General features: G+C 57.9%; 19 protein-coding genes. 16 read left to right on the plus strand and 3 right to left on the minus strand.

Annotated elements, in window-relative coordinates; all coding sequences use genetic code 11:
- Window positions 1–206: 206 nt before the first annotated feature.
- The 8 genes from EDC26_RS11420 (at window position 207) to EDC26_RS11450 (ending at window position 9,813) form a co-directional block, all read left to right on the plus strand.
- Entirely contained in the window at window positions 207–908 is a 702-nt protein-coding gene (locus EDC26_RS11420; RefSeq protein ID WP_132582649.1) for a two-partner secretion domain-containing protein, read from the plus strand.
- Window positions 909–917: 9 nt separating this feature from the next.
- Window positions 918–3,113 carry a beta strand repeat-containing protein gene (locus tag EDC26_RS11425; protein ID WP_132582651.1) on the plus strand — a complete coding sequence of 732 codons (2,196 nt, stop codon included), beginning with the start codon at window positions 918–920 and terminating at the stop codon, window positions 3,111–3,113.
- Between the two features lie 78 nt (window positions 3,114–3,191).
- Window positions 3,192–4,892 (plus strand): ShlB/FhaC/HecB family hemolysin secretion/activation protein, encoded by a 1,701-nt coding sequence (locus tag EDC26_RS11430; RefSeq protein WP_165931004.1) that lies wholly within the window; start codon window positions 3,192–3,194, stop codon window positions 4,890–4,892.
- 190 nt (window positions 4,893–5,082) lie between these two features.
- Window positions 5,083–6,906: an acyl-CoA dehydrogenase gene (locus EDC26_RS11435; protein WP_132582653.1), complete on the plus strand. Its 1,824-nt coding sequence runs from the start codon at window positions 5,083–5,085 to the stop codon at window positions 6,904–6,906.
- A 172-nt stretch (window positions 6,907–7,078) separates the two neighbouring features.
- Window positions 7,079–7,720 carry a peroxiredoxin gene (locus EDC26_RS11440; RefSeq protein ID WP_132582655.1) on the plus strand — a complete coding sequence of 214 codons (642 nt, stop codon included), beginning with the start codon at window positions 7,079–7,081 and terminating at the stop codon, window positions 7,718–7,720.
- A 386-nt stretch (window positions 7,721–8,106) separates the two neighbouring features.
- Entirely contained in the window at window positions 8,107–8,280 is a 174-nt protein-coding gene (locus EDC26_RS20155) for a hypothetical protein (protein WP_165931005.1), read from the plus strand.
- A 335-nt stretch (window positions 8,281–8,615) separates the two neighbouring features.
- Entirely contained in the window at window positions 8,616–9,005 is a 390-nt protein-coding gene (gene rplS, locus EDC26_RS11445; protein ID WP_132582657.1) for a 50S ribosomal protein L19, read from the plus strand.
- A 64-nt stretch (window positions 9,006–9,069) separates the two neighbouring features.
- The gene (locus EDC26_RS11450) at window positions 9,070–9,813 is read left to right on the plus strand and encodes a CoA pyrophosphatase (protein ID WP_132582659.1); all 744 of its coding nucleotides are present in this window, start codon (window positions 9,070–9,072) and stop codon (window positions 9,811–9,813) included.
- Between the two features lie 6 nt (window positions 9,814–9,819).
- Here EDC26_RS11450 and rsgA read toward each other — a convergent pair whose 3' ends face one another.
- Together rsgA and EDC26_RS11460 are read right to left on the minus strand one after the other, a co-directional pair.
- Entirely contained in the window at window positions 9,820–10,725 is a 906-nt protein-coding gene (gene rsgA / locus EDC26_RS11455) for a ribosome small subunit-dependent GTPase A (protein ID WP_132582661.1), read from the minus strand.
- A complete protein-coding gene (locus EDC26_RS11460) occupies window positions 10,718–11,962 on the minus strand; it encodes a M48 family metallopeptidase (protein ID WP_132582663.1) in 1,245 nt (414 codons plus the stop codon). The genes rsgA and EDC26_RS11460 overlap by 8 nt, the downstream gene beginning before the upstream one ends.
- 49 nt (window positions 11,963–12,011) lie before the next feature.
- On the opposite strand from EDC26_RS11460, the gene orn reads away from it, so the two are divergent.
- Window positions 12,012–12,557 (plus strand): oligoribonuclease, encoded by a 546-nt coding sequence (gene orn / locus EDC26_RS11465; RefSeq protein ID WP_132582665.1) that lies wholly within the window; start codon window positions 12,012–12,014, stop codon window positions 12,555–12,557.
- A 135-nt stretch (window positions 12,558–12,692) separates the two neighbouring features.
- Here the strand turns inward: orn and EDC26_RS11470 are convergent, their stop codons facing one another.
- Entirely contained in the window at window positions 12,693–13,424 is a 732-nt protein-coding gene (locus EDC26_RS11470; protein WP_132582666.1) for a TetR/AcrR family transcriptional regulator, read from the minus strand.
- A gap of 771 nt (window positions 13,425–14,195) precedes the next feature.
- Here EDC26_RS11470 and EDC26_RS11475 point away from each other — a divergent pair.
- From EDC26_RS11475 to EDC26_RS11505, 7 genes are all read left to right on the plus strand, one after another.
- Window positions 14,196–15,029, plus strand: coding sequence for a Bug family tripartite tricarboxylate transporter substrate binding protein (locus tag EDC26_RS11475; RefSeq protein ID WP_165931006.1), 834 nt, complete (start codon window positions 14,196–14,198; stop codon window positions 15,027–15,029).
- 35 nt (window positions 15,030–15,064) lie between these two features.
- Complete coding sequence (locus EDC26_RS11480; protein ID WP_132582670.1) at window positions 15,065–15,913, plus strand: SDR family NAD(P)-dependent oxidoreductase; 849 nt, start codon at window positions 15,065–15,067, stop codon at window positions 15,911–15,913.
- Window positions 15,914–15,990: 77 nt separating this feature from the next.
- Entirely contained in the window at window positions 15,991–16,368 is a 378-nt protein-coding gene (locus EDC26_RS11485) for a carboxymuconolactone decarboxylase family protein (RefSeq protein WP_132582672.1), read from the plus strand.
- A 440-nt stretch (window positions 16,369–16,808) separates the two neighbouring features.
- Window positions 16,809–17,915 (plus strand): ABC transporter substrate-binding protein, encoded by a 1,107-nt coding sequence (locus EDC26_RS11490; protein WP_165931007.1) that lies wholly within the window; start codon window positions 16,809–16,811, stop codon window positions 17,913–17,915.
- Window positions 17,891–19,645 (plus strand): ABC transporter permease, encoded by a 1,755-nt coding sequence (locus EDC26_RS11495; RefSeq protein ID WP_132582676.1) that lies wholly within the window; start codon window positions 17,891–17,893, stop codon window positions 19,643–19,645. The genes EDC26_RS11490 and EDC26_RS11495 overlap by 25 nt, the downstream gene beginning before the upstream one ends.
- A 28-nt stretch (window positions 19,646–19,673) precedes the next feature.
- Complete coding sequence (locus tag EDC26_RS11500) at window positions 19,674–20,837, plus strand: ABC transporter ATP-binding protein (RefSeq protein WP_207915101.1); 1,164 nt, start codon at window positions 19,674–19,676, stop codon at window positions 20,835–20,837.
- Window positions 20,838–20,888: 51 nt separating this feature from the next.
- A complete protein-coding gene (locus tag EDC26_RS11505; protein ID WP_132582678.1) occupies window positions 20,889–21,773 on the plus strand; it encodes an NAD(P)-dependent oxidoreductase in 885 nt (294 codons plus the stop codon).
- Window positions 21,774–21,779: the final 6 nt, after the last annotated feature.

The following is a 21,779-nucleotide window of genomic DNA, read 5'->3' on the forward strand; positions in this document are numbered from 1 at the left end:
TGAGAACATGAGTTCGGTGATCGGAACACGAGAGGAACGAATTTGTGCACCCCCATTTTTTTGATTGTGTTGGTGAGTTACGGTGCGCTTTCGGTGAGCGTGCGAGGGATGGATTGTTAAGCCGTAGTGCGGACGGGTTGCTGCATAGAGCGTCGGCCTGGACGGGACTCGAACGGGTGGCGGCCTTGGCCTTAGTTGGCAGCGCGATGCTAAGCCCTGTGGCCTACGCGGCACCCACGGGCGGGCAGGTGACGGCCGGTTCGGGGGCCATTAGCCAGACGGCCGGGAACACCACGGTCAACCAGTCCAGCCAGAATTTGTCCTTGAATTGGCAAACCTTTAATGTGGGCGCGCACGAGGCGGTGAACTTTGTGCAGCCCAATACCGCCGCCATTGCGGTGAACCGGATTGCCGATACAAGCGCGAGCCAGATTCTAGGCAGTTTGAATGCGAACGGCCAAGTGTATTTGGTGAATCCCAACGGGATTGTGTTTGGCGCGGGCGCTCAGGTCAACGTGGGCGGACTGGTGGCCTCGACTTTGGCTATCAGCGATAGCGATCTGGCCGCCGCCGTGCGACATTTTACGGGGAGCGGCGCAGGTACTGTGGTCAATCACGGGACGATTACTGCGGCGCCTGGCGGCTACGTGGCCTTGCTGGGCCAGCAGGTATCGAACCAGGGCACGATCCGTGCGCCGGGCGGCACGGCGGCGTTGGGCGCGGGGAGCGCGGTGAGTCTGAGCTTCGATGCCGGCCGCTTGCTTTCCATGCAGGTCGATGCGAACGAACTCAGTGCACTGGCCGAGAACAAGCAACTAATCGTGGCCGATGGCGGGCAGGTGTTGATGAGTGCGGGGGCCAAGGATAGCCTGCTGGCCAGCGTCGTCAATAATACCGGGGTGGTTTAAGCGCAGACCGTGGCCAACCGCAAGGGCCAGATTGTGCTGTTGGCCGGGATGGCGGCAGGCACGACCGAAGTAGGGGGCACGCTGGATGCGTCGGCACCGAATGGCGGCGATGGTGGCTTCATTGAAACCTCGGGGGCGCATGTTCACGTGGCCGATGCGGCCAGGATCAGCACCCTGGCGGCCGATGGCAAGACAGGCACGTGGCTGATCGACCCGCACGACTACACCATTGCCGCGAGCGGGGGCGATATCACGGGCAGCGCGCTGAGCAGCCACCTGGGCAGCAGCAGTGTCACGATCTTGTCCAGCAACGGTGGCGCTGCGGGTAGCGGCAATATCAACGTGAACGATGCGGTGAGCTGGGGCGCCAACACGCTTACCCTGACTGCGGCCAACAACATCAACATTAACGCGGTAATGACCGCCGGCGGTAGCGCCGGCTTGGTGTTAAACACCGCCGCCGCCAATGGCGCCGACCTAGGTGTCAGGGGCGGCACCGTCAACGCCCTGCCTGGGGGCCGGGTGGATTTCACCGGCGGCAGCAATACGCTCACTATCAATAGCCATCCCTACACGATCATCACCACCCTGGGGATGGCCGGCGATACCAGCACTACCAGCTTACAGGGCATCGCCAATAATTTGACTGGTTACTACGCGTTGGGCAGCAATATTGATGCGAGCGCGACAAGCACCTGGAACGGCGGCGCGGGCTTCACGCCGATCGGCGATTTCGCGACCCCATTCACCGGCACCTTCGACGGATTGGGTCATACCATTTCCAGCGTGACCATTAAATCGGCCGCGGCCGACGTTGGTCTTTTCGGCTATGCCGGCGACGACGCCCCCAGCGCCCCCAGCACCATCCGGAATATCGGCCTGCTGGGTGGTTCTGTGATCGGCACGGCTAACAATAGCAACGTTGGCAGCCTGGCTGGGAGCAATGACGGGACGATATCTCGGGCCTATGCCACCAGCAATGTCAGTGGCGTGGGCGATGGCAACGCTGTTGGTGGCCTGGTTGGAAGCAACTGCTATTGCGGCACGATTACCCTGTCGTATGCGACTGGCACGGTTACAGGAGATACCAACAGTTTTACCGGCGGTCTGGTCGGCGTCAATGCCGGTTCGGTAACGCAGGCGTATGCGACCGGAGCCGTTGTTGCCGGCACTGGGGCGGCTGCGGGTGGGCTGGTCGGTGACAACAAGGCCACGATCACCCAATCGTACGCGACCGGCGCTGTTACCGTAGGCGCTAGCGGCTATGCTGGCGGCTTGGCCGGCGCGAACGACGATTCAATCACGCAAACGTATGCGACGGGGCGCGTCACCGGAGACGCGGGCAGCAGTATTGGCGGGTTGGTGGGGGATAACCTCAGCACTGGGAACATCGGCAGCAGTTACTGGGACACCGCCGCCACGGGTCAGCCCCAAGGTGCAGGCACGAATGCTGGCACGTTCATTGCCACCGGGCTCAGCACTGCTAGCGCGATGGCCCAGGGCAGTTACGCCGGCTGGAATTTCACCACCACCTGGCGCAACTACGACGGCCATACCTATCCGCTACTCAAGAACTTGCTCATTCCGCTCACCATCACCGCCAGCAATGCCGCCAAAACCTATGACGGGGTGGCTTATGCCGGCGGCAACGGCGTGACGTATTCCCGCTTGCCCAATGCCAATCTGCTCGGTGCGCCGACCTATGGCGGCACGTCGCAAGGCGCGACGAATGCGGGCAGCTACACGATTGTTCCCAGCGGCTACTGGTCGAATCAGCAGGGTTACGACATTCAATACGTTAGCGGCGCATTGACGGTCAATCCGGCAACGCTCTTGTTTACGGCGGACGCGGTCAACCGCCTTTACGGCGTTGCCAATCCTGTATTCACGGGCAGCGTGACCGGCTTTGTGGGCGGCGATACGTTCGCCAGTGCGACGGCCGGCACGCTTTTCTGGACCAGTCTCGCGGATGTGAACAGCCTGGCCGGCTGGTATGCCATTAACGGCAGCGGCCTGACGGCCTTGAACTACATCTTTGCCCAAGCGCCGGGCAATGCCAGCGCCTTGACGGTGCGCGCCCCTCTGCCGCTCGGTGCTGCCTGGCTTATCGCGTCACTACAGCCGGATTCCAAGTCGTCGTCGAAACTGGGTGCTTTAACGACGCACGTTGTGCAAATTGTGGGGTCCGGCGTGCGCTTGCCGTGATCGGAGCCCGTGCACACCTTCAGCCTGGCACTGCCGCGCATGCTACCTCCGTACTAATTTTATTTTCCTGGATGCCTCGTGACTGAGTCTACTCACTTTCGTTTTTCCCCGCTCACCTTGAGTCTGGCGCTAGCCAGCGTGGCGTTCGCAGTCGTGCCGCAAGCGACCCTCGCGCAGGTCTACCCGGGCAGCGGCGCGATCCTGCAACAAGTGCAGCCCACGTCTCCCGAGTCCGCTCCGAACGCCCAACCGGGCTTGACGATCCAACCTCAGGCGGCACCGGCCCCGACTGATACCACCCCGGTTTCGGTCGCCCGCGTTACGGTGAGCGGCAACACGAGCTTTGATACCGCCACCCTACACGCCCTGGTGGCCAAGGGAGAAGGGCGCACGCTTACGCTCACGCAATTGAACGCCCTGGCCCAAACGATCACCGACTACTACCACGCTCACGGCTACCCGCTCGCACGCGCTTATCTGCCGCCCCAGACGATCCATCACGGCACGGTGCAGATCGCGGTGCTCGAAGCGCGTTACGGTGAGGTCAAGGTCATTAACCACAGCCGCGTCTCGGACGGCCCGATCGCCGCCGTCCTTGAGCCTTTGCGCGCCGGAGACCTCATCACCCAGGGGACGCTCGATTCGCGCCTGCTGCTCTTGGGCGACTTGCCCGGGGTCGATCCCCATGCCACCTTAAGCCCGGGGTCGGCGGTGGGCACGGCGGACCTGGCGGTGCAGGCCGAGGCCGGGCCGCTGGTCTCGGGCAGCGTCACCGCCGACGACCTGGGCAATCGCTACACGGGGCGTGCGCGCCTGGGGGCGAACCTGGATATCAACAGCCCCTTGCACCGGGGCGATCTCTTGAGCGCCAATGTCCTCACCTCAGGCAAGGGCCTGAACTATGGACGGCTCGCCTACCAGTTGCCCGTGACCGGCTCCGGCACGCGCCTGGGGGTGGCGTACTCGGCCTTGACCTACCGCTTGGCGGGCGGCCTGGGGGACCTGGAGGCGCACGGCACGGCGAGTGTGGCCAGCGCCTGGCTCTCGCAGCCTTTTATTCGTAGTCCCGATGTGAATCTCACCGGGCGCCTCCAGTTCAATCACAAGATCTTGGATGATCGTATCGATGTGGCCTCACTGGCCAATCAACGCTACAGTGATAGCGCGACCTTCAGCCTGGAGGGCACGCGCCGTGATGGGTTCGGGGGCGGGGGCATCACCTTGGCGAGCGTGAGCGCCACCCCTGGGCACTTGAGCTTTACGAATGCGCAGGCGCGAGCCGCGGATGCGGCCACGGTCAAGACGGCGGGCTCGTACACGCGCTGGAACGCGACGCTCGCCCGTCTTCAAACCTTGACGACTGCCACGCGCCTGTATGCGAGTCTCAGCGGCCAGTACAGCCCGAATAACCTGGACCCGTCCGAGCAGTTCCTGCTGGGCGGGGCCAATAGCCTGCGCGGCTACGAGATCGGGGCACTGGGGGGCTCCTCGGGTTATCTGGCGACGATCGAGCTGCGCCATGACTTGCGCCTACCCTTGCCGGGTCAGTGGCAAGGGACGCTCTTTGCCGATACGGGCGCGGTGCGCCGCAATGCGCATCCGTATGGGACGGACGCCAATGTGGCGCATATCAGCGACGTGGGGCTGGCGCTGGATTGGACGGGGCCGGATCGGTGGGTGGGGCGCGTGCAGGTGGCTATTCCCGTAGGGGCCACGCCCACCATCGCGGGCGATCGCCCCTCGGCGCGGGTCTGGCTGCAGTTGACCAAGGGGTTTTAGGTAGAGGGTAAAGACGTAACCATCCATCCTGTAGCGGCAGCCCTTGTGGCTGCCATTTTTGCTAAACGGAATGCACGTTAATTGCGCCAATGGCACCCACAAGGGGTGCCGCTACAAAAACCTGCGGCAGGGCCGACTCCGATTCGGTATCATCAGATCCTGGATATAAATTTTAAAATCTGGAGGTCTTATGAGTTATCGCGCGCCTACGCAGGATATCCGTTTCGTGATCGAGGAGTTGGCCGATCTCAAGGGGGTTCTGGCCCTGCCGGGCTTTGAAGAGATCACCGGCGACCTGGTCGATGCCGTGCTGGAAGAAAACGCCCGCTTCGTCGAGCAGGCGATTGCGCCGCTCAATCACAGCGCCGATACCTCGCCCGCCGTATGGGCGGACGGCAAGGTGCAGACTTCTCCCGGTTTTAAAAAAGCGTTTCGCGAGTTTGCCGACGGCGGCTGGCAAGGCCTGCAGCATGACCAAGAGTGGGGCGGCCAGGGCCTGCCCAAGCTGGTGGCCGCGCCGGCAAGTGAAAACATCAACTCCGCAAACCTGGCATTTTCCTTGTGCCCGTTGTTGACCGACGGCGTGATCGAGGCCCTGATGACGGTGGGTACCAAGGCGCAGCAAGCACAGTTCATCCCCCCCATGCTTGAAGGCCGCTGGACGGGAACCATGAATCTGACCGAGCCTCAGGCGGGCTCGGACCTGGCGCTGGTGGCCACGCGTGCCGTGCGCGAGGCCGATGGCCGTTATCGCTTGTCGGGTCAAAAAATATTCATCACCTATGGCGAGCATGATCTGGCGGAAAATATTGTGCACCTGGTGCTGGCCCGCACCCCCGATGCTCCGGCCGGCGTCAAGGGCATTTCGCTTTTTATCGTACCCAAGTTTCTGGTCAATGAGGACGGGTCGCTAGGAGCTCGCAACGATGTGTGGTGTGCCTCTCTTGAGCACAAGCTGGGCATCCATGGCAGCCCGACGGCCGTGCTCCTGTACGGGTCGGGCAAAGGCGAGGCGGGCGAAGGTGCCATCGGTTATCTGGTGGGCGAAGAAAATCGCGGCCTGGAATACATGTTCATCATGATGAATGCCGCGCGCTATGCGGTGGGGGTGCAGGGCATTGCCGTGTCCGAGCGGGCCTTGCAACACGCGCAGGACTACGCGCGCGAACGGATACAGGGCCGTGCCCTTGAAGGGTCTGAGGGGCCGGTTGCCATCGTCCAGCATCCCGACGTGCAACGCATGCTGATGACCATGCGGGCGCTGACCGAAGGCGCGCGCGCGGTGGCGTATATGGCCGCCGCCGCTTGCGACAAGGGCCGGCGCCATACCGACTTGAACGTGCGCAAGCAGCACCAGGCGATCTACGAGTATTTGGTGCCCATCGTCAAGGGGTTTTCCACCGAAAACTCGGTTGAGGTGGCCTCCCTGGGTATACAGGTGCATGGCGGCATGGGCTTTATCGAAGAAACGGGCGCTGCCCAGTATTATCGCGACGCGCGTATCCTGCCCATCTACGAAGGCACCACGGCCATCCAGGCCAATGATTTTGTGGGGCGTAAAACGCTGCGTGACGGCGGGGCGGTGGCTCGCGCCCTGGCGGGCGAAATGCACGCGACGATTGCCGAGCTTGAAGCGGCATCGGCCGTAGCAGGCGCCCATGGCGCCGGCCTGGGTTTGATTGCGCGCCGCTTGGCCGGGGCGGTCGGGGCTTATGAACAGGCGATTGATTATGTTCTGGCCAACGCCCGCGAATCGTTGCGGGCCGTCTTTTTAGGCAGTGTGCCGTATTTGATGCTATCGGGCATTACGCTGGCCGGTTGGCAGATGGCGCGCGCGGCACTGGCGTGTGTGCGGCATATCGGCGCGGGCGCGACCGATGCGTTTTATACGCGCAAGCTCGCCACCAGTGTGTTTTACGCGGCCTATGTTTTGCCTCGGGCCCAGGCGCTGGCGGCCAGTGTGCTTGAAGGTCAGGTCGCCACGCAGTATGCTCGGTCCGTGGAGGGTACATAAGGATATTCATAAACGGTATTTCCGCCACGCGGCCTTTGCTGCCACAATGGTTTTTTACCTTAGCAATCTGCCCGGTTGCCAACGACCGCCGGGCAGGCCGCTGGCGATATGTTGGGTGGGCCTGGCCCGCACCCGTATCTTCTGATTCATCGACCATCAAGAGAGAACTACCATGACGACCTTGCGCCTGGGCGATACCGCCCCCGATTTTGAACAGGATTCTTCCGCCGGAAAGATCCGCTTCCACGACTATTTGGGTAATAGCTGGGGTGTACTGTTTTCGCACCCCGCGGACTTTACGCCGGTTTGCACCACCGAGTTGGGCTACACCGCCATATTGGCCGGCGAGTTTGCCAAACGCAATGTCAAGGTGCTGGCTTTATCGGTTGACGATGCCAAGTCCCATAAAGAGTGGATCAAGGATATCAACGACACCCAAAGCACGACGGTGAACTATCCCATTTTGGCCGACTCCGATCGCCGCGTATCGGATCTGTACGACATGATTCATCCCAACGCCAGCACCACGGCCACCGTGCGTTCGGTGTTCATTATCGATCCGGCCAAAAAAGTGCGCCTGACCCTTACCTATCCGGCCAGCACAGGTCGCAATTTCAATGAGATTTTGCGGGTTATCGACTCCCTGCAGCTCACCGATAGCCATAGTGTGGCCACGCCGGTTAATTGGGAAGATGGCGACGACGTGATCATTTCGCCCGCCATTAAAGACGAAGCGGTGTTGAAGGCCAAATTCCCCAAGGGCTACAAGGTAGTGCGCCCTTACCTGCGGATTACGCCTCAGCCTAATAAATGATCAGCTTGTAGATACTGTCTTGACCCTCGGTTTTGCCACCCACAAGGGGTGGCACTACAAAGGGTCCTGCAGGTTTTGTAGCGGCACCCCTTGTGGGTGCCATTTTCGTTAAACGGGATGCAGGTTATTGCATGGATGGCAGCCACAAGGGCTGCCGCTACGAAAACGTACCGGTGAATGTAGCGCCACCCCTTGTGGGTGGCATTTTTTTGCAGAATGGAAATCCAGCCCGCAGCACCCGCCATTTTTGGCCCCAGACGCTCCTTGCTGACCATGATTGCCGCCAGCAGAAAGATAACGCTTGCAAATTAAACTGTTATTTTGTACAGTACATTTTATGCAATAACTGTATTTAAAAACAGTAGTCAATCACCTGCGAGGCACACATGAATACTTATCGCGCTCAAAGCGTTCCCGCCAAATGGCCATTTCCTCCCGGCAAAGGCCGCAAGACCCCCAAGCTGTCCCTGGGTTCCATGGTGGCTGATGTCTGCCTGGTTGCGGTGTGGGGGGCCATGATTCCGGGCATGATGTGGCTAGGCGTTGCCGTAGGGTTCTAACGCCGGCCTCCATGGCGGCCCCTTTGTAATGGCACCCCTTTGTACCGGCATCCCTTTGTACCGGCATCCCTTTGTAGCGGCACCCCTTGTGGGTGCCATGTCTATAGAGACTGGGGGTTCCCGAACACCCTCGTTTAGGTGTAGAATGTTGGGTTTTGCAAACATCATCCTCTGATGGCGGAAAAATTTACCGTGTGTTTTGACTGTAGTGCCTGATTTTTGACAAAAACGTTTAGGCAAATACGTTTGGCAAATACACGCGGTTTCGGCAAATGCGTAAACGCGCGAAGCGCCACATACAAATCCGACCAATCATGATGACACCAGGAGTTCACATGAACCTACTCGCTATTCTTGAACAAGAAGAAATCCAGCGCCTGACCGGTGGTCAGCCCAAACCTGAATTCGCCCCTGGCGATACGGTTGTTGTCAATGTAAACGTGGTCGAGGGTGCGCGTAAACGCGTGCAGGCATACGAAGGCGTCGTTATTGCCAAGCGCAATCGTGGCCTGAATTCAGCCTTTATCGTGCGCAAGATATCCTCTGGCGAGGCCGTCGAGCGTACATTCCAGCTGTATTCAACACAAATTGCCAGTATCGAAGTGAAACGTCGTGGCGATGTGCGCCGTGCTAAACTTTATTACTTGCGTAGCCGTTCGGGCAAAGCCGCTCGTATCAAGGAAAAGCTGGTTCGTAACTCGGCTAAAAAGGCAGTTGCTGAATAATCGGCCTGCTTCCCGGTACTAAGCAGCGAAGGCGCCCGAGTGGCGCCTTTGTTTTATGGATTCCATGCCGCATCGTATTTATGGTCCTCGACGACAAGGCGTAGCCCGCCGGCCGGGTTTTGACCCCCAGACTCAGCCTGTGGTGCCAGCCTCCCAGGTGTTGCCGGCGCTCTTGCCCTCTACCCTCCAGCTTGATTTCATTTGCTCCGCGTTTGGCCGCGCTGTTGATTGGCAGGTCGAGCCCATATTTGCCGATTCATTTCGATCCGATTTTTCCGACTGCAAAGATATTATCCGGGCGGCTGTGCTTATTCCGTTGGTGCAGCGTCCCGACGGTTTGCATGTCATTTTTACCCGGCGCTCCTCGCATCTGCATGATCACGCGGGACAAATCAGCTTTCCTGGCGGCCGCATCGAGCCGTTTGATCGCGATGCCGTTGCGGCTGCCGTGCGCGAAACACAGGAAGAAATCGGGGTCGAGCCTCAATATCTCAAAGTGATAGGCACCCAGCCGGGATACCTGACCTCCACGCGTTTTACCATGTTGCCGGTCATTGGCCAGGTTCTGCCGGGATTTTCGATTCATCCTGACAGCACTGAAGTCGCCGAGGTATTTGAAGTGCCTTTGCCGGCACTGATGGATCCGGCCGGCCATGTGATGCATCGGGCGCAATTGCCCGGGGGGGGCCATCGCCTGTATTTTTCTATTCCCTGGGGGCCTTACTTCATCTGGGGGGCGACCGCTGCGCTGATACGCAATTTATATCATTTTCTGGCGGCGGCCCAGAATACGCCGGATCGTTCCTGAATCGTTTCAGTAGCTGCTTTTAGCTTCGTTTTCGGCCAGGATGCGTTTGTACAGGGCGTGTCGCTCGGGGGTAATGTCGCCGTGCTTCAGGGCGGCCAGTACGCCGCAGCCCGGTTCGTGGCGGTGCGTGCAGTTATAAAACCGGCAGTGGGCGATGGCCGCCGTGAATTCCGGAAAGCCTTGCTCTATTTCGTGTGCGCTCAGGTGGTACAGGCCAAAGGTCTGAAACCCTGGAGAATCGATCAGCGAACCCGTTTGCCCCGGCAGGCGATATAAGCGGGTGCTGGTGGTAGTGTGCTTGCCTGTGCCCAGCGCCACGGAATGTTCCTGGGTGTTGGCCCGGGCATCGGGGATCAGGATGTTCAACAGGGTGGATTTTCCCATGCCGCTTTGCCCCAGCAGTAGATTCGTGCGGCCCTCGATTTCGGGTAACAGCTGGCTGCGAACATGTGCGGGATCCAGCGCGCTGAGTTCGATGATACGTACGCCCAGCTTGGCAAGGCTGGCGAGCCGCTGGCGGGCAAGCGGTACGCCGCTTGCCAGGTCGACTTTGTTCAGGATAACGAGCGGCTCGATGTCTGCGCTGCGCGCCGCGACCAGGGCGCGCCCGGTGATGTCATCGGAGAAGACCGGTTCGATGGCGATTACCAGCAACAATTGATCCACATTGGCCGCGAACTGCTTCGTGCGCATATCGTCGGATCGGTACAGCAGGTTGCGGCGCTCCTCGATCTGGTCGATTGCGCCTTCATGGTCGCCTTGGGGGCTGATCTGTACAAAATCTCCAACGGCGGCGCCGGCCTTTTTGCCTCGCGGAAAACATTTGCGTACGCTGCCGTCGGCCAGTTCTACCGTGTAATGGCGCCCGTGGGCGGCAATGATGCGTCCTTGCAAGCGGGCTGCGCTAACCATGTTTCAGGTGCTGGATGCGCAGCACGGCCGGCGGGTGGCTATCGTAAAACGCCGAATGCAGCGGATCGGGAGTCAGGGTGGCGGCATTGTCGTCGTAGAGCTTGATCAGTGCCGCAATCAAGGGCTGGGCCGTGCATTGCCCGACGGCATACCGGTCGGCCTGGAATTCGTCGCGCCGCGATAGCCAGCTTGCCAGTGGCGAGGCCCAGAACGTGAAGGTGGGCGTGACCAGGAAAAACAGGATCAGCGCCAGCGCGTCGTTGGGCCGCCCCAACTGCGGCAGTACGCCCAGCCCGGTATAAAACCAGACCTGCCCCGACAGCCAGTGCAGCAAGAGGAAAAACCCGAGGGCCAGCGCGAAGGTGACAAACATGCGCTTGATGATGTGCTTGTGCTTGAAATGCCCCAGCTCGTGAGCCAGAACGGCCTCTACTTCGTCGACGTTCAGACGCGACAACAAGGTGTCGAAAAACACGATGCGGCGGCTTTTGCCAAACCCCGTAAAGTAGGCGTTGCCGTGCGCCGAGCGTCGCGAGCCATCCATCACGAACAGGCCGCGCAGGGCAAAGCCGCAGCGCTTGGCGAGTGCCTGGATGCGGGCGGCGAGCTCGGGATTGTCCAGGGGGACGAATTTATTGAACAGGGGGGCAATAAGTGTCGGAAACAGCCATAAGACCAGCACGTTGAAAACCACCCAGATGCACCACGCCCACCATCCCCACCAGGCGCCTGTGTTGGCCATGACCCACAGCACGAGCGCACACAGCGGCAACCCGAAAAGCAGCCCCAGCAACAGGCCTTTGACGCTATCGACGATGAATAGGCGGGGCGTTATGCGGTTAAAACCGAATTTTGCTTCAAGCTTGAACTTGCGCCAGATGGAAAACGGCAAGCCGAGCAGGCTGACCGCCACCAGCACGCAGCCCACCAGCGCCAATTGGCGCAGCATTTCGTTGTCGATGGCGTGGCCTAGCGCGACGTCCAGAAGCTGCAAACCGCCCAATAGCGTCAAGGCGACCAGTATGGCGGCGTCTGCAACGCGTTCGACCATGCCCAACTTCGTTTTTGCCACCGTGTAGTCGGCGGCACGCTGGTGGCTGGGCAGGCCGATGCGGTCGGAAAATTCGGCAGGGACTTGCGCGCGTTGCGCCGTGACGTGCCTGATCTGGCGCGTTGCCAGCCACAGGCGCAGCGCAATATCGGTCAACAGAAAGGCGACAAACAGCAAGGTGAACATAGGGGATAAGTGGCCGTGTGCGAAAATGACTTTTTTGAGGATGAATTATATGGCGGTTAATGATCAGCGTTTGGTTTGGCTCGATATGGAAATGACAGGGCTGGATCCGGAGAAGGAACGCATTATCGAAGTGGCCATCGTTGTGACCGAGCCCGATTTGACGCTGGTCGCGCAGGGTCCTGTACTGGTTATACACCAGAACGACGCTTTGCTCGATGCCATGGATAAATGGAATCAGTCCACTCATGGAAAAAGCGGCCTGATTGCCAAGGTCAAAGCGTCTACGCTGACCGAGGCGCAGGCCGAAGACCAGTTGCTGGCTTTTCTTGCCCAGCACGTGCCTTCGGGCAAGTCGCCATTATGCGGCAATACGATAAGCCAGGACCGTCGCTTCATGGTCAAGTACATGCCGCGGCTGGAAGCCTATTTTCATTACCGCAATCTGGACGTAAGCACGCTTAAAGAGCTGTCTTTGCGCTGGAAGCCCGAAGTTTATAAAAGCTTCGTCAAGAAAAGCCGCCACGAAGCGCTGGCCGATATTTATGAATCCATTGACGAGCTAAAGCATTATCGCGAGCATTTCATCAAGCTGTAGGGGGCGTTTGGCGTATTTGTCGATGCGGTCTTGTTTATCGACGGATTTTTGGCACCCACAAGGGGTGCCGCTACTTTTTGGCAGCTACCTAGGCGCCCGAAAGGCGCACAGGCGGCTTCACGATAGCTATTGAGTTCATGCGGGTCTCCGCTTGGATTTTGCGTTGCGGTTCCGGTCGAACGATGACGGCTCTATATGCTCCACGCCTAAGAATGTGCAAAGAAATCGTGCGACATGGGTTTCCATTTCGGGGCTGTCCAACCGAACAGGGCCAGGGTCATTGATAATGGAGTTGACGAGCAAGCCGTTGACGAACTGCATTGCTGTCTTTACGCGATGCTCATCGCATTCAATACCAAGCTCTTCCGTCCGCGAAAGCACATTTTCAGCAATTTGTGCGGAGCCTCGGTAACCCAGGCGTTTGAAGGGAGTCCACGCATCGGGCAGTGTGGAAGCGTGTTTGAAAGCTGCTCGATACAGGCCACGGTTGTCTCGATAAAGCGAGACCCAAAATGCGGACAACTTATAAAGTAGTTCCGGAAGTGATGCTTGCCGCGCATTGAGCCCGTCGAATAAATCCACCATATTTACATCGATCTCTGCGATTGCCATTTCCTGAATCGCGAGAAAAAAGCCTTCCTTATTCTCGAAGCGTCCGTAAAACGCTCCAACCGATGTACCGGCTTCCCGTACGATTTCGCTGATCTTCATCTCTTCCAGGCTGCCTGCCTGCAGCGCATTCCGTCCTGCTTGGAGTAGGCGGATCAGCTTTGCACGGCTGCGCGCTTGCTGCGCTGGGCGTACCGCCCCCGCTCCCGACCCGTCGGCAGCCCACAATCCTTCCAAGAACATATTTGAATCATTCACTATGCGGTTCCTATCTCAATACATGTTTCTCTCAGAATGCTTAGGCACGCAGCAAGCAGGTTGGCGGGTTGATAATTCAACCTGATGGGTGCTTCCTACCGTCGGCAACATACGAGCCGCGATGGCCACCGATAGGTGATGCTAGTGGCGTGCATTCTTGATTATAGGATCTCGGGTTGCCAGTTATGCGGCATTAATTCGTTGATCTGGCCGGCCTGGTGCGCCGTATTCCGGCTTATGCCACCAGAAACGGGACCCGTGACGCACGTGGGTCGCGTCACGGGGGTGCTACCTGTAGCGACTACGGGTTACCCCGACTATAAAGCGGGGGCTATAGAAACTAGAATCCCGACATTAAATAAGAATATGAATTCTAATTCTATTTAAGCCATGACTTTCCGACTTCTCCTGAGCATTGGAGTTCTTAAGCGGACAGTCTGTTACACGCCGGGCACTTTCGGGAGTGCACAACCTTAGCAGTTGCTTAAAGAAAATTTCTTTTCCGATGACACATGGGGGTTCGACATGCTTACCAGGTTCACAAGATATTCGCTTTACCGCTTAGCTGTCTGGTCATTTTATATTTCGCCGCGTGTTCTTGGTGGGTCCGCCAAGCCCTGGTGCTGGGGGGTGGCCGAAAGGCTGTTCAAACGGGTAGCGTGTAGTTTGGCGATTGCCTTTCTAACTTGTTATGGCATAGCGGCAAAGGCCGAATATCCAACGGCTCCTGTCCGCTTCGTTGTAGCTTTCCCGGCCGGAGGCGGACTTGACATGACGGCACGTCTCCTTGCGCAGAAGCTCTCGGAATACTGGAAGCAGCCTGTTGTGGTGGACAACCGTCCAGGGGCAAGCGGAATGATAGGAGCTGGAGCGGTGGCTCGCTCGGCCAATGATGGTTATACGCTTCTCATTGGGTCTCCTGCCGAGATCGCCATCAATCCCGCCCTTTATCCCAAGATGGCCTACGACCCTTTTAAGGATCTGGCCCCTATATCTCCCGTTGCAAAGTTTCCTTTGCTAGTGGTCGCGAATACGCAGTCCTCGTTGAAGTCATTCAAAGACTTGGCTGCTCAATCCCGCGATGCGAAAGACGGGGTTGCCTTCGCGACAAGCGGTATTGGAAGCATGCAGCAATTGGTTGGCGAATGGCTGAAACGTAATGCAGACATAAATCTTCTCCATGTCCCTTACAAGGGAACCGGCCCTGCGATGAACGACTTGTTAGGCGGTCAGATCCCGGTAGCGGTAATGGGACTCGCTCCGCTGATTCCGCACATAAAGGCAGGAAACCTGCGAGCGCTCGCAATCACTTCGAGTGAACGCAATCCCGCGGTTCCGAACGTGCCCACTCTCAAGGAGCTCGGCTACGATTTTGAATCGACTATCTGGTTTGGCGTATTCGCGCCGGAGGGTACGCCTAAGGAAGTCATTCGGAAAATTGGGCAAGATCTGCGAGTCGTACTGGCCGATAAAGGAGTTGAGGAACAAATGCTAAAGCTCGGAGGGGAAACCGCGAGCGCAAGCCCGGAAGAGTTCACGAGCTTTATTTCGGACGAGTTCGCCAAGTACTCGAAAATCATTAAGGATGCAAACATCAAAATGTAGTGACCTGAAATCAGGTCGAAACTTAGGGAGGAGCTATGCGTCTTTTAAATAAAGTTTCGCTCATCACGGGCGCAGGTAAGGGGATAGGAAAGTCGATCGCGGATGCGTTTGCGGCTGAGGGCGCGCGCGTGCTCATCGCGGATCGTGACGAGGCTGCAGCGCATGCTGCGGCAGCCAGTATAGTTGCACGAGGTGGAGTGGCCCATCCTGTTATCTGCGATATTGGAAGCGAGGAAGACGTCAATGCAATGATTGATGCGGCGACTAGCCACTTCGGCACCATAGACGTGCTTGTATGCAATGCGGGCTTGGGTTTTCATCGGCCCTTGCTGGATATCGAATTAGCCGATTGGGAACGGATTCTTCGAATCAATTTGACAGGCACTTTTTTATGCGTCCAGCGAGCAGCGCGAATTATGAGCGGCAAAGGCTCAGGCAATATCATAATCATCGGCTCGACCTCCGGACAAAAGGGCGCAATGGCGCGATCCGCGTATGGGGTATCGAAGGCCGGAGTTCTGCAGCTGGCGCGTATAGCAGCGACGGAGCTCGCCCCCTTGGGTATTCGAACCAATGCCATTGCTCCCGGCCCAATTACAACTACGCTTTCCAACTCCAATCACACACCTGAGCAGCGCCGTGCGTACCTGGAACGCATACCAATGGGCCGATACGGTGAGGCGCCGGAGGTCGCCGCAGCCGCAGTCTTTCTAGCAAGCGAAGAATCAAGCTACATAAACGGACACATCCTGAATGTGGACGGTGGCTTGAACGAGGCAGGCCTAATGTTCAGGCCAAGCGGTGCGCCGTCTTTTGAGCCGGGGGCCGACCATTCGGGCCGTCAAGTTGGGAGCCCGACGAGCGGATTTGTCGACAGGTTATGACTTGGTAGTATTGAGTGTCCCTTGCCTCTGGCAGTGACAACATCGAGTTGCAATGATAAAACCCAAAAGGAGGGGTAATGACCGAAGACGAGCGTTATGACAGAGGGCTGCAAATCCGAAAAGAAGTGATGGGGGCCGCGAATATCGAGCAGCGTTTGGCAAGTGATTCTGAATTCATGAGGCCCTTGCACGATATGATTTCTTCTTGGGCGTACGGCGAGGTATGGGCACGAGAAGGTTTGAGTCGATCCGTCCGCAGCCTATTGGTTATTGCAATGATGGCGGCGACGGGCCGTCCCCATGAGCTACGTGCTCACTTAATGGGTGCATTAAACAATGGATGTACGCAAGGAGAGATCCAAGAGGTACTGTTACAGGTTGCTGTGTATTGTGGGTTCCCTGCATCGCTGGATGCGCACAGAATAGCCGAGCAGGTTTTCCGCGATCACGCTTAGGGGCGCTTTAATTTTGTTGTAGTGGCAGCCCTTGTGGCTGCCATTTTTATTATGAACTGTACCAACACTTCTTATGTGACGCATTTCGGCGCCGTTTACGTTCGAGGTAAAAAAACCATGTCATTTCAGTCAAGGTGATTGTAAAGCTGTAATTTGTAGGCTATATTTGTAAAAAAGTCGTCACATTGAACGTTTGGCGTTTCATTGCATTTGTGGCTGTTGCCCGTTTTGTGCGCGCCACTATGCCTTGTAAAAGCTTGATTATAGTTTGTTCAGCGGGTTGCAAGCTTATATCCGGCGGCATGGTCGATGGCACATTTTTATAAAACCGGGAGGAGCAATATGAAATCGTGTGTGTTAAGTCAAGGCGGTATGGGAGCCAATTTGGGGCGAAGATGTTCCGCTTGCGTGCAACTCAACGAGACAATAGGAGCACAGGGATGACTGGAAATAACGATAAACGTATGGCGCAGGCGGCATCCGCCGGGCGTGGCATCAGTCGGCGCGACGTACTTATCCGGGCGGGCGTAGGCGCTGCGGCTGTTGGCGCTCCGGGCCTGTTCGGACTGCGCCAGGCCATGGCGGCCACAAACGCCGGGTTCGATCTTGCGGCAGCGCGCAAGGAAGGCCCTGTAGTAATCTGGCATGCCGACCAAGAGGCGGATGTGGTTGAGTTTCTAAAGATATTTACAAAGAAAACGGGCATTGCAACGGTACAGCAGCGCTTGCTTCCGGGGGCGGCCCTGCCGAAGTTGATGGCAGAATTGCGAACGGGTGCGACCGACGTCGATGTCTACGACACCTCTGATGCGGGATTGATGGAGCAGTTGCGCAAGCAGGGCCATCTGCTTCGTTATGAGTCGCCGGAGCTCGCGGCTTATGCACCGCAATATAAAAGTAATCCGGTGGGTTTTTGGGCGGCCTACTACATCAATATCGGGACAATCATGTACGACCCGCGCCATGTCCAGCCGGATACTGCGCCCAAGACATGGCTTGATCTGCTCGACTCGAAATGGAAGGGGCAGGTTGGTTTTCAGAATGCGTCCGCCGGAACCCAGTACACCTGGTGGTATCTGCTCAAGGACATTCTTCCAAAGGATTACTGGGATCGCCTTGCCGCGCAGAAGCCGCGCGCCTATTCGTCGTCGACGCAGATCGTCACCGATATACATAACGGCAATCTGAAGATCGGGGGCAAGGTCAGTTCGTTCCAATATGTGAAGTCAAAACGCCTGAAGGAGCCTATCGAGGTTGTTTTCCCTCCGGAGGGTGCGCCGGCCCAAAGTCAGGTGGTTGGCATTATCGGGGCCACCAAGCGGCCAAACGCCGCCAAGGCGTACGTGAATTTCCTGCTCTCGCAAGAGGGTCAGCAAAGCTGGAACGAGATTCAGGGTTCGCCTTCGGCGCGGACTGACGTCAATTACCCAGGGCAGCCGGATATGTCCAAAGTCAAGATCATCGTACCCACCAATATGGACGATTACGCGCTTACGGCCAACCATGCGAAGTTTGTGAAGCTGTGGAACAAGATCACCGGCTTCTGACCGTTCCATCGGAGGATGGGGTGCCGCTGCTGCGGGCAAGGCGCTCGCGGCCGCGCATCAAATTGAACCTGGTGGGGTTAATGGCGTTGCTGCTGCTTGTGCAGGGCTATCCATTGCTCTTGATTGTTTCCAGCGCGTTCAATGTGGGCGACCCTCAGGCAATCCCGCCGACCGAGTTTGGTTTGTCGAACTTTGTCCAGATTCTGGACCATCTGGACTGGGTTTGGAATTCGCTGCTTGTGGCCGTTGGCGGCACGCTGCTGGCTACTGCGATCGGCGTTTTGCTTGCCTGGATCATTCATCGGACCACCGTGCCTGGCAGCAGCCTGCTGGAAATTCTGATTGCAATTCCTTACCCGCTTGGCCCCCTGGTCGGAGCGCTCTCCTGGAGCGCGCTGGGGTCGCCGAGCTCGGGCTTGATCAACAAGTTGTTTGTCGCAGTGACTGGGTTTGCCAGTCCAGTCATCGACATCACCAGCCTGGGTGGCATCATTTTCGTCATGGCGATCTTCGAAGCACCCGTCGCCGTCTTGATGATCGGTGCCGCAATGCAGCGGATGGATCCATCGCTGGAAGAATGTTCGGCCATTTTTGGCGGAGGGCGGATGCGCACGGCCTTGCGGGTGACCCTGCCATTGATGTTGCCGGCGATACTCAGTTCGGCACTTTTCCTATTCACTTCAATGCTGGGCGCGTTTGCGATCCCGGCCATTCTTGGTGTTGCCAGCCGATTCTACGTCATCACCACAGCCATTTACGTACTGTTTCAGGGCTATCCCCCCAATTACCCGCTGGCGGCCGCGCTTGGTTTGCTTCTGATCGCAATCACTGCCATTGCGGTCTGGCTCTACGGCCGTGTCTTGAGTGGCCGCTCGTTCACTGTTGTATCGGGAAAGAACTATCGTCCGCGTCGGGTCGATATGGGTGCGTGGACGCCGCTGTTGTTTGCGATTGCCTGTTTGTATATTGTCATTGCTTTGATTTTGCCGCTCGGCGTATTGCTGGTCGCGTCCGTTCAAAGCGGCGGCGAAATACGTTGGGACGTGAGCGAATGGACATTGAGAAATTACCATTACGTCCTGATCGATTTTCCCACTACACGACAGGCTATTGTCAATAGCCTTATGCTGGGTGTGGGGACGGGCACGATCGGCACGGCGCTGGCGGCGGCAATTGCCTGGGCCGTCCACCGCCACCATGGCCCCGGCGTGCGGGCGCTCGAGCAAGTGACAATGCTGCCGCAAGCGTTTCCCCGGTTGATTTTTGCCTTCGGATTTCTCTGGATGTTGCTGAGCCTGCCATTTCCGTTGTACGGGACGGCGCTTTCGGTCCTGCTTGTCTATGTCATTGTTTTCCTGCCGCTTGCTTATCGCAGTATGGCCGGCGTAGTCGTACAGATCGACCGCTCGATGGAAGAAGCAGCGCAAATGAGCGGCGCCGCCTGGTGGCGCATGATGCGCACCGTTACGCTGCCGTTATTGCGCTCGGGTTTGCTGGCGACCTGGGTGCTCATTTTCATGGTTTCCATCCGTGAAGTGAGTGCGTCGCTATTCTTGGCCGGGCCGGGCATCCAAGTACTCGGACCGGCAATCTTCAGCTTCTGGGATTCCGGCGGACTGCCGCGGGTCAGTGCGCTGGCTGTTGTTCAGGCGGTGATCATCCTGGTTGCATTGCTGCTGGTTCGCTGGCTAACCAGGCAAGGTGGGAAAATCGGAGGGGTACAGGCATGAAATGGCCAATGCACAGGCGGGCTGCACAATGAGCGCAACAGACTTGCACATGGACCGTTCGCTTTCGGCGGGTGCCGCTGCAATACCAGACACACCCTCTTTTCTCGAGGTCCGCAACCTTGTCGCAGGCTATGGCGACAAGATTGCGGTCGATGGAATCTCCTTGTCGATCAAGGCGGGCGAGCATCTTTCGCTGCTAGGGCCCTCCGGTTGCGGCAAGTCCACGACTTTGCGTTGCATCGCCGGGTTGGAGACGCCGCTCGAAGGCGAGATCGTCATCGATTCCAAGGTCGTGTTCTCGTCTGCAAAAAAAATTAATGTCCCGCCGGAAAAACGGCAACTATCCATGGTGTTCCAGTCGTACGCCATTTGGCCGCACATGACCGTATTCGAGAATGTCGCCTATGGCCTGCGTGCGCACAAAGTTCGTGGCGAGGAGCTCAAGCAGCGGGTTGCCACCGCGCTGGCGATGGTTGGGATGGCGGAATTGGTCGATCGGCCGGCTACCGATCTGAGCGGCGGTCAGCAGCAGCGGATTGCCCTGGCGCGCAGTTTTGCCGTTCGTCCGAAAGCAATGTTGCTCGATGAACCGCTTTCCAACCTGGACGCCAGGCTGCGAGTGCGGATGCGCGAGGAAATCAAGGAACTGCAGCATCAGCTTGGCCTTTGCACCATCTACGTGACGCACGACCAGGAAGAAGCAATGGCGATATCCGACCGGATCATTGTCATGCGCAGCGGTCGAATTGAACAGATTGGCGCGCCGCTCGAGATTTATGATTTGCCGCGTACACGCTTTGTTGCGGATTTCATCGGGGCTGCAAATATACTGTCTGGCCAGGTGCTTCCAGGTGCTCCAGGTCACGCCCCGATGCTGCGCGTGGGCCAGGCCGATATCCAGTGCACTGCCTGCGAGCCCATGCCGCGTCCGGCAGAAGACGGCAACTACCTGGCCGCCGTGCGCGCGGTTTATCCAGAGCTTAGTCGCGGCGCTGCGTCCGGGATCAACCAGTGGCCGGCTACAGTCAAACGCCGGCTGCTGTTGGGAGATATCGTCACTTACATACTGGATTGGCCGGGCGGGACCTTGAGGGTTCAGGGTTTTCCCGGCAAGTTGTTCAATGAGGGCGAACATATCGTCTTGCACATTCCGCAAGAGCGCGCTGTGTTGGTGGGCGCCGATAGGCTTTGACCACCAGGGCTGGCTGTGGCGGCTGGTGGAACACTGAAGGCAATTTCAAGCATGAAAATCAGCTTTGTCGGACTGGGGCAGATGGGCAAACCCATGGCGTTGAATATGTTGAAAAGCGGCGCCGAGCTTATCGTCAGCTCCCGCAGCAATACGCACTTTGCCGAATTCGAGAAAAAGGGGGTGCCCACCACGCAAGATCTTGCGCAGGTTGCGCAGAGTCATATTATTTTTCTCTGCCTTTTGGATAGTGAGGTCGTGCAGGATGCGTTGTTCGGAGAAAAAGGGTTTGCCAAGCATCTGACGACGGGACAAATAGTCGTGGACTTCAGCACCATCTCTTATTCCCTGACGATGGAAATAGCCAAGCGCTTGCAAGATCGTGGTATTGGGTTTCTTGACGCCCCTATCTCTGGGATGGAGGCCCGGGCGGTCGACGGCACTCTTACCGTAATGTGCGGAGGCAAAAGAGAGACTCTTGATGAGGTCAGGCCTTATCTGGAGTGCGTTGGCAACAAGATTATCTACATGGGCGCCAGCGGATCTGGCCAACTTACCAAGCTCTTTAACCAAATGCTCTATGCAATCAATATGGCGGGGGTGGCGGAAATCCTTCCCCTGGCTGTGAAGATGGGGCTGGACCCCGAAAAGTTTGCACAGGTGATCAACAGCGGAACGGGTAGGAGCCACGCATCAGAGTTTTTCGTCCCCAGGATCTTACGGGATCATTTTTCAGACGGATACTCCTTGAAAAAAGGCTATAAAGATTTGGTAAGCGCGGCTGAAATCTCCGCCGATCTTTGCGCGCCTCTGCCAGCGATGCATGCGGCAATCGCGACTTATCAGGCGGCCATGCGCAAGGGCTATGGCGACTACGATAAAGGCATCATGGTCCGCGTTTTTGAAGAGTTGCTGGGAGTAAGTTGCCGCAAGCCGTAGGCCTCC

The sequence above is a fragment of the Paralcaligenes ureilyticus genome, from assembly GCF_004346225.1.
Taxonomy (GTDB): domain Bacteria; phylum Pseudomonadota; class Gammaproteobacteria; order Burkholderiales; family Burkholderiaceae_B; genus Paralcaligenes; species Paralcaligenes ureilyticus.

What these genes read in the sequence shown, in the direction of transcription:
- orn (WP_132582665.1), top strand. Translation starts at nt 12,012, where the DNA reads ATGGCGGTTAATGATCAGCGTTTGGTTTGGCTCGATATGGAAATGACA.
- EDC26_RS20155 (WP_165931005.1), top strand. Translation starts at nt 8,107, where the DNA reads ATGAATACTTATCGCGCTCAAAGCGTTCCCGCCAAATGGCCATTTCCT.
- EDC26_RS11450 (WP_132582659.1), top strand. Translation starts at nt 9,070, where the DNA reads ATGCCGCATCGTATTTATGGTCCTCGACGACAAGGCGTAGCCCGCCGG.
- EDC26_RS11490 (WP_165931007.1), top strand. Translation starts at nt 16,809, where the DNA reads ATGACTGGAAATAACGATAAACGTATGGCGCAGGCGGCATCCGCCGGG.
- EDC26_RS11460 (WP_132582663.1), bottom strand. Translation starts at nt 11,962, where the DNA reads ATGTTCACCTTGCTGTTTGTCGCCTTTCTGTTGACCGATATTGCGCTG.
- EDC26_RS11420 (WP_132582649.1), top strand. Translation starts at nt 207, where the DNA reads ATGCTAAGCCCTGTGGCCTACGCGGCACCCACGGGCGGGCAGGTGACG.
- rplS (WP_132582657.1), top strand. Translation starts at nt 8,616, where the DNA reads ATGAACCTACTCGCTATTCTTGAACAAGAAGAAATCCAGCGCCTGACC.
- EDC26_RS11440 (WP_132582655.1), top strand. Translation starts at nt 7,079, where the DNA reads ATGACGACCTTGCGCCTGGGCGATACCGCCCCCGATTTTGAACAGGAT.
- rsgA (WP_132582661.1), bottom strand. Translation starts at nt 10,725, where the DNA reads ATGGTTAGCGCAGCCCGCTTGCAAGGACGCATCATTGCCGCCCACGGG.
- EDC26_RS11475 (WP_165931006.1), top strand. Translation starts at nt 14,196, where the DNA reads ATGACGGCACGTCTCCTTGCGCAGAAGCTCTCGGAATACTGGAAGCAG.
- EDC26_RS11505 (WP_132582678.1), top strand. Translation starts at nt 20,889, where the DNA reads ATGAAAATCAGCTTTGTCGGACTGGGGCAGATGGGCAAACCCATGGCG.
- EDC26_RS11480 (WP_132582670.1), top strand. Translation starts at nt 15,065, where the DNA reads ATGCGTCTTTTAAATAAAGTTTCGCTCATCACGGGCGCAGGTAAGGGG.
- EDC26_RS11435 (WP_132582653.1), top strand. Translation starts at nt 5,083, where the DNA reads ATGAGTTATCGCGCGCCTACGCAGGATATCCGTTTCGTGATCGAGGAG.
- EDC26_RS11500 (WP_207915101.1), top strand. Translation starts at nt 19,674, where the DNA reads ATGAGCGCAACAGACTTGCACATGGACCGTTCGCTTTCGGCGGGTGCC.
- EDC26_RS11485 (WP_132582672.1), top strand. Translation starts at nt 15,991, where the DNA reads ATGACCGAAGACGAGCGTTATGACAGAGGGCTGCAAATCCGAAAAGAA.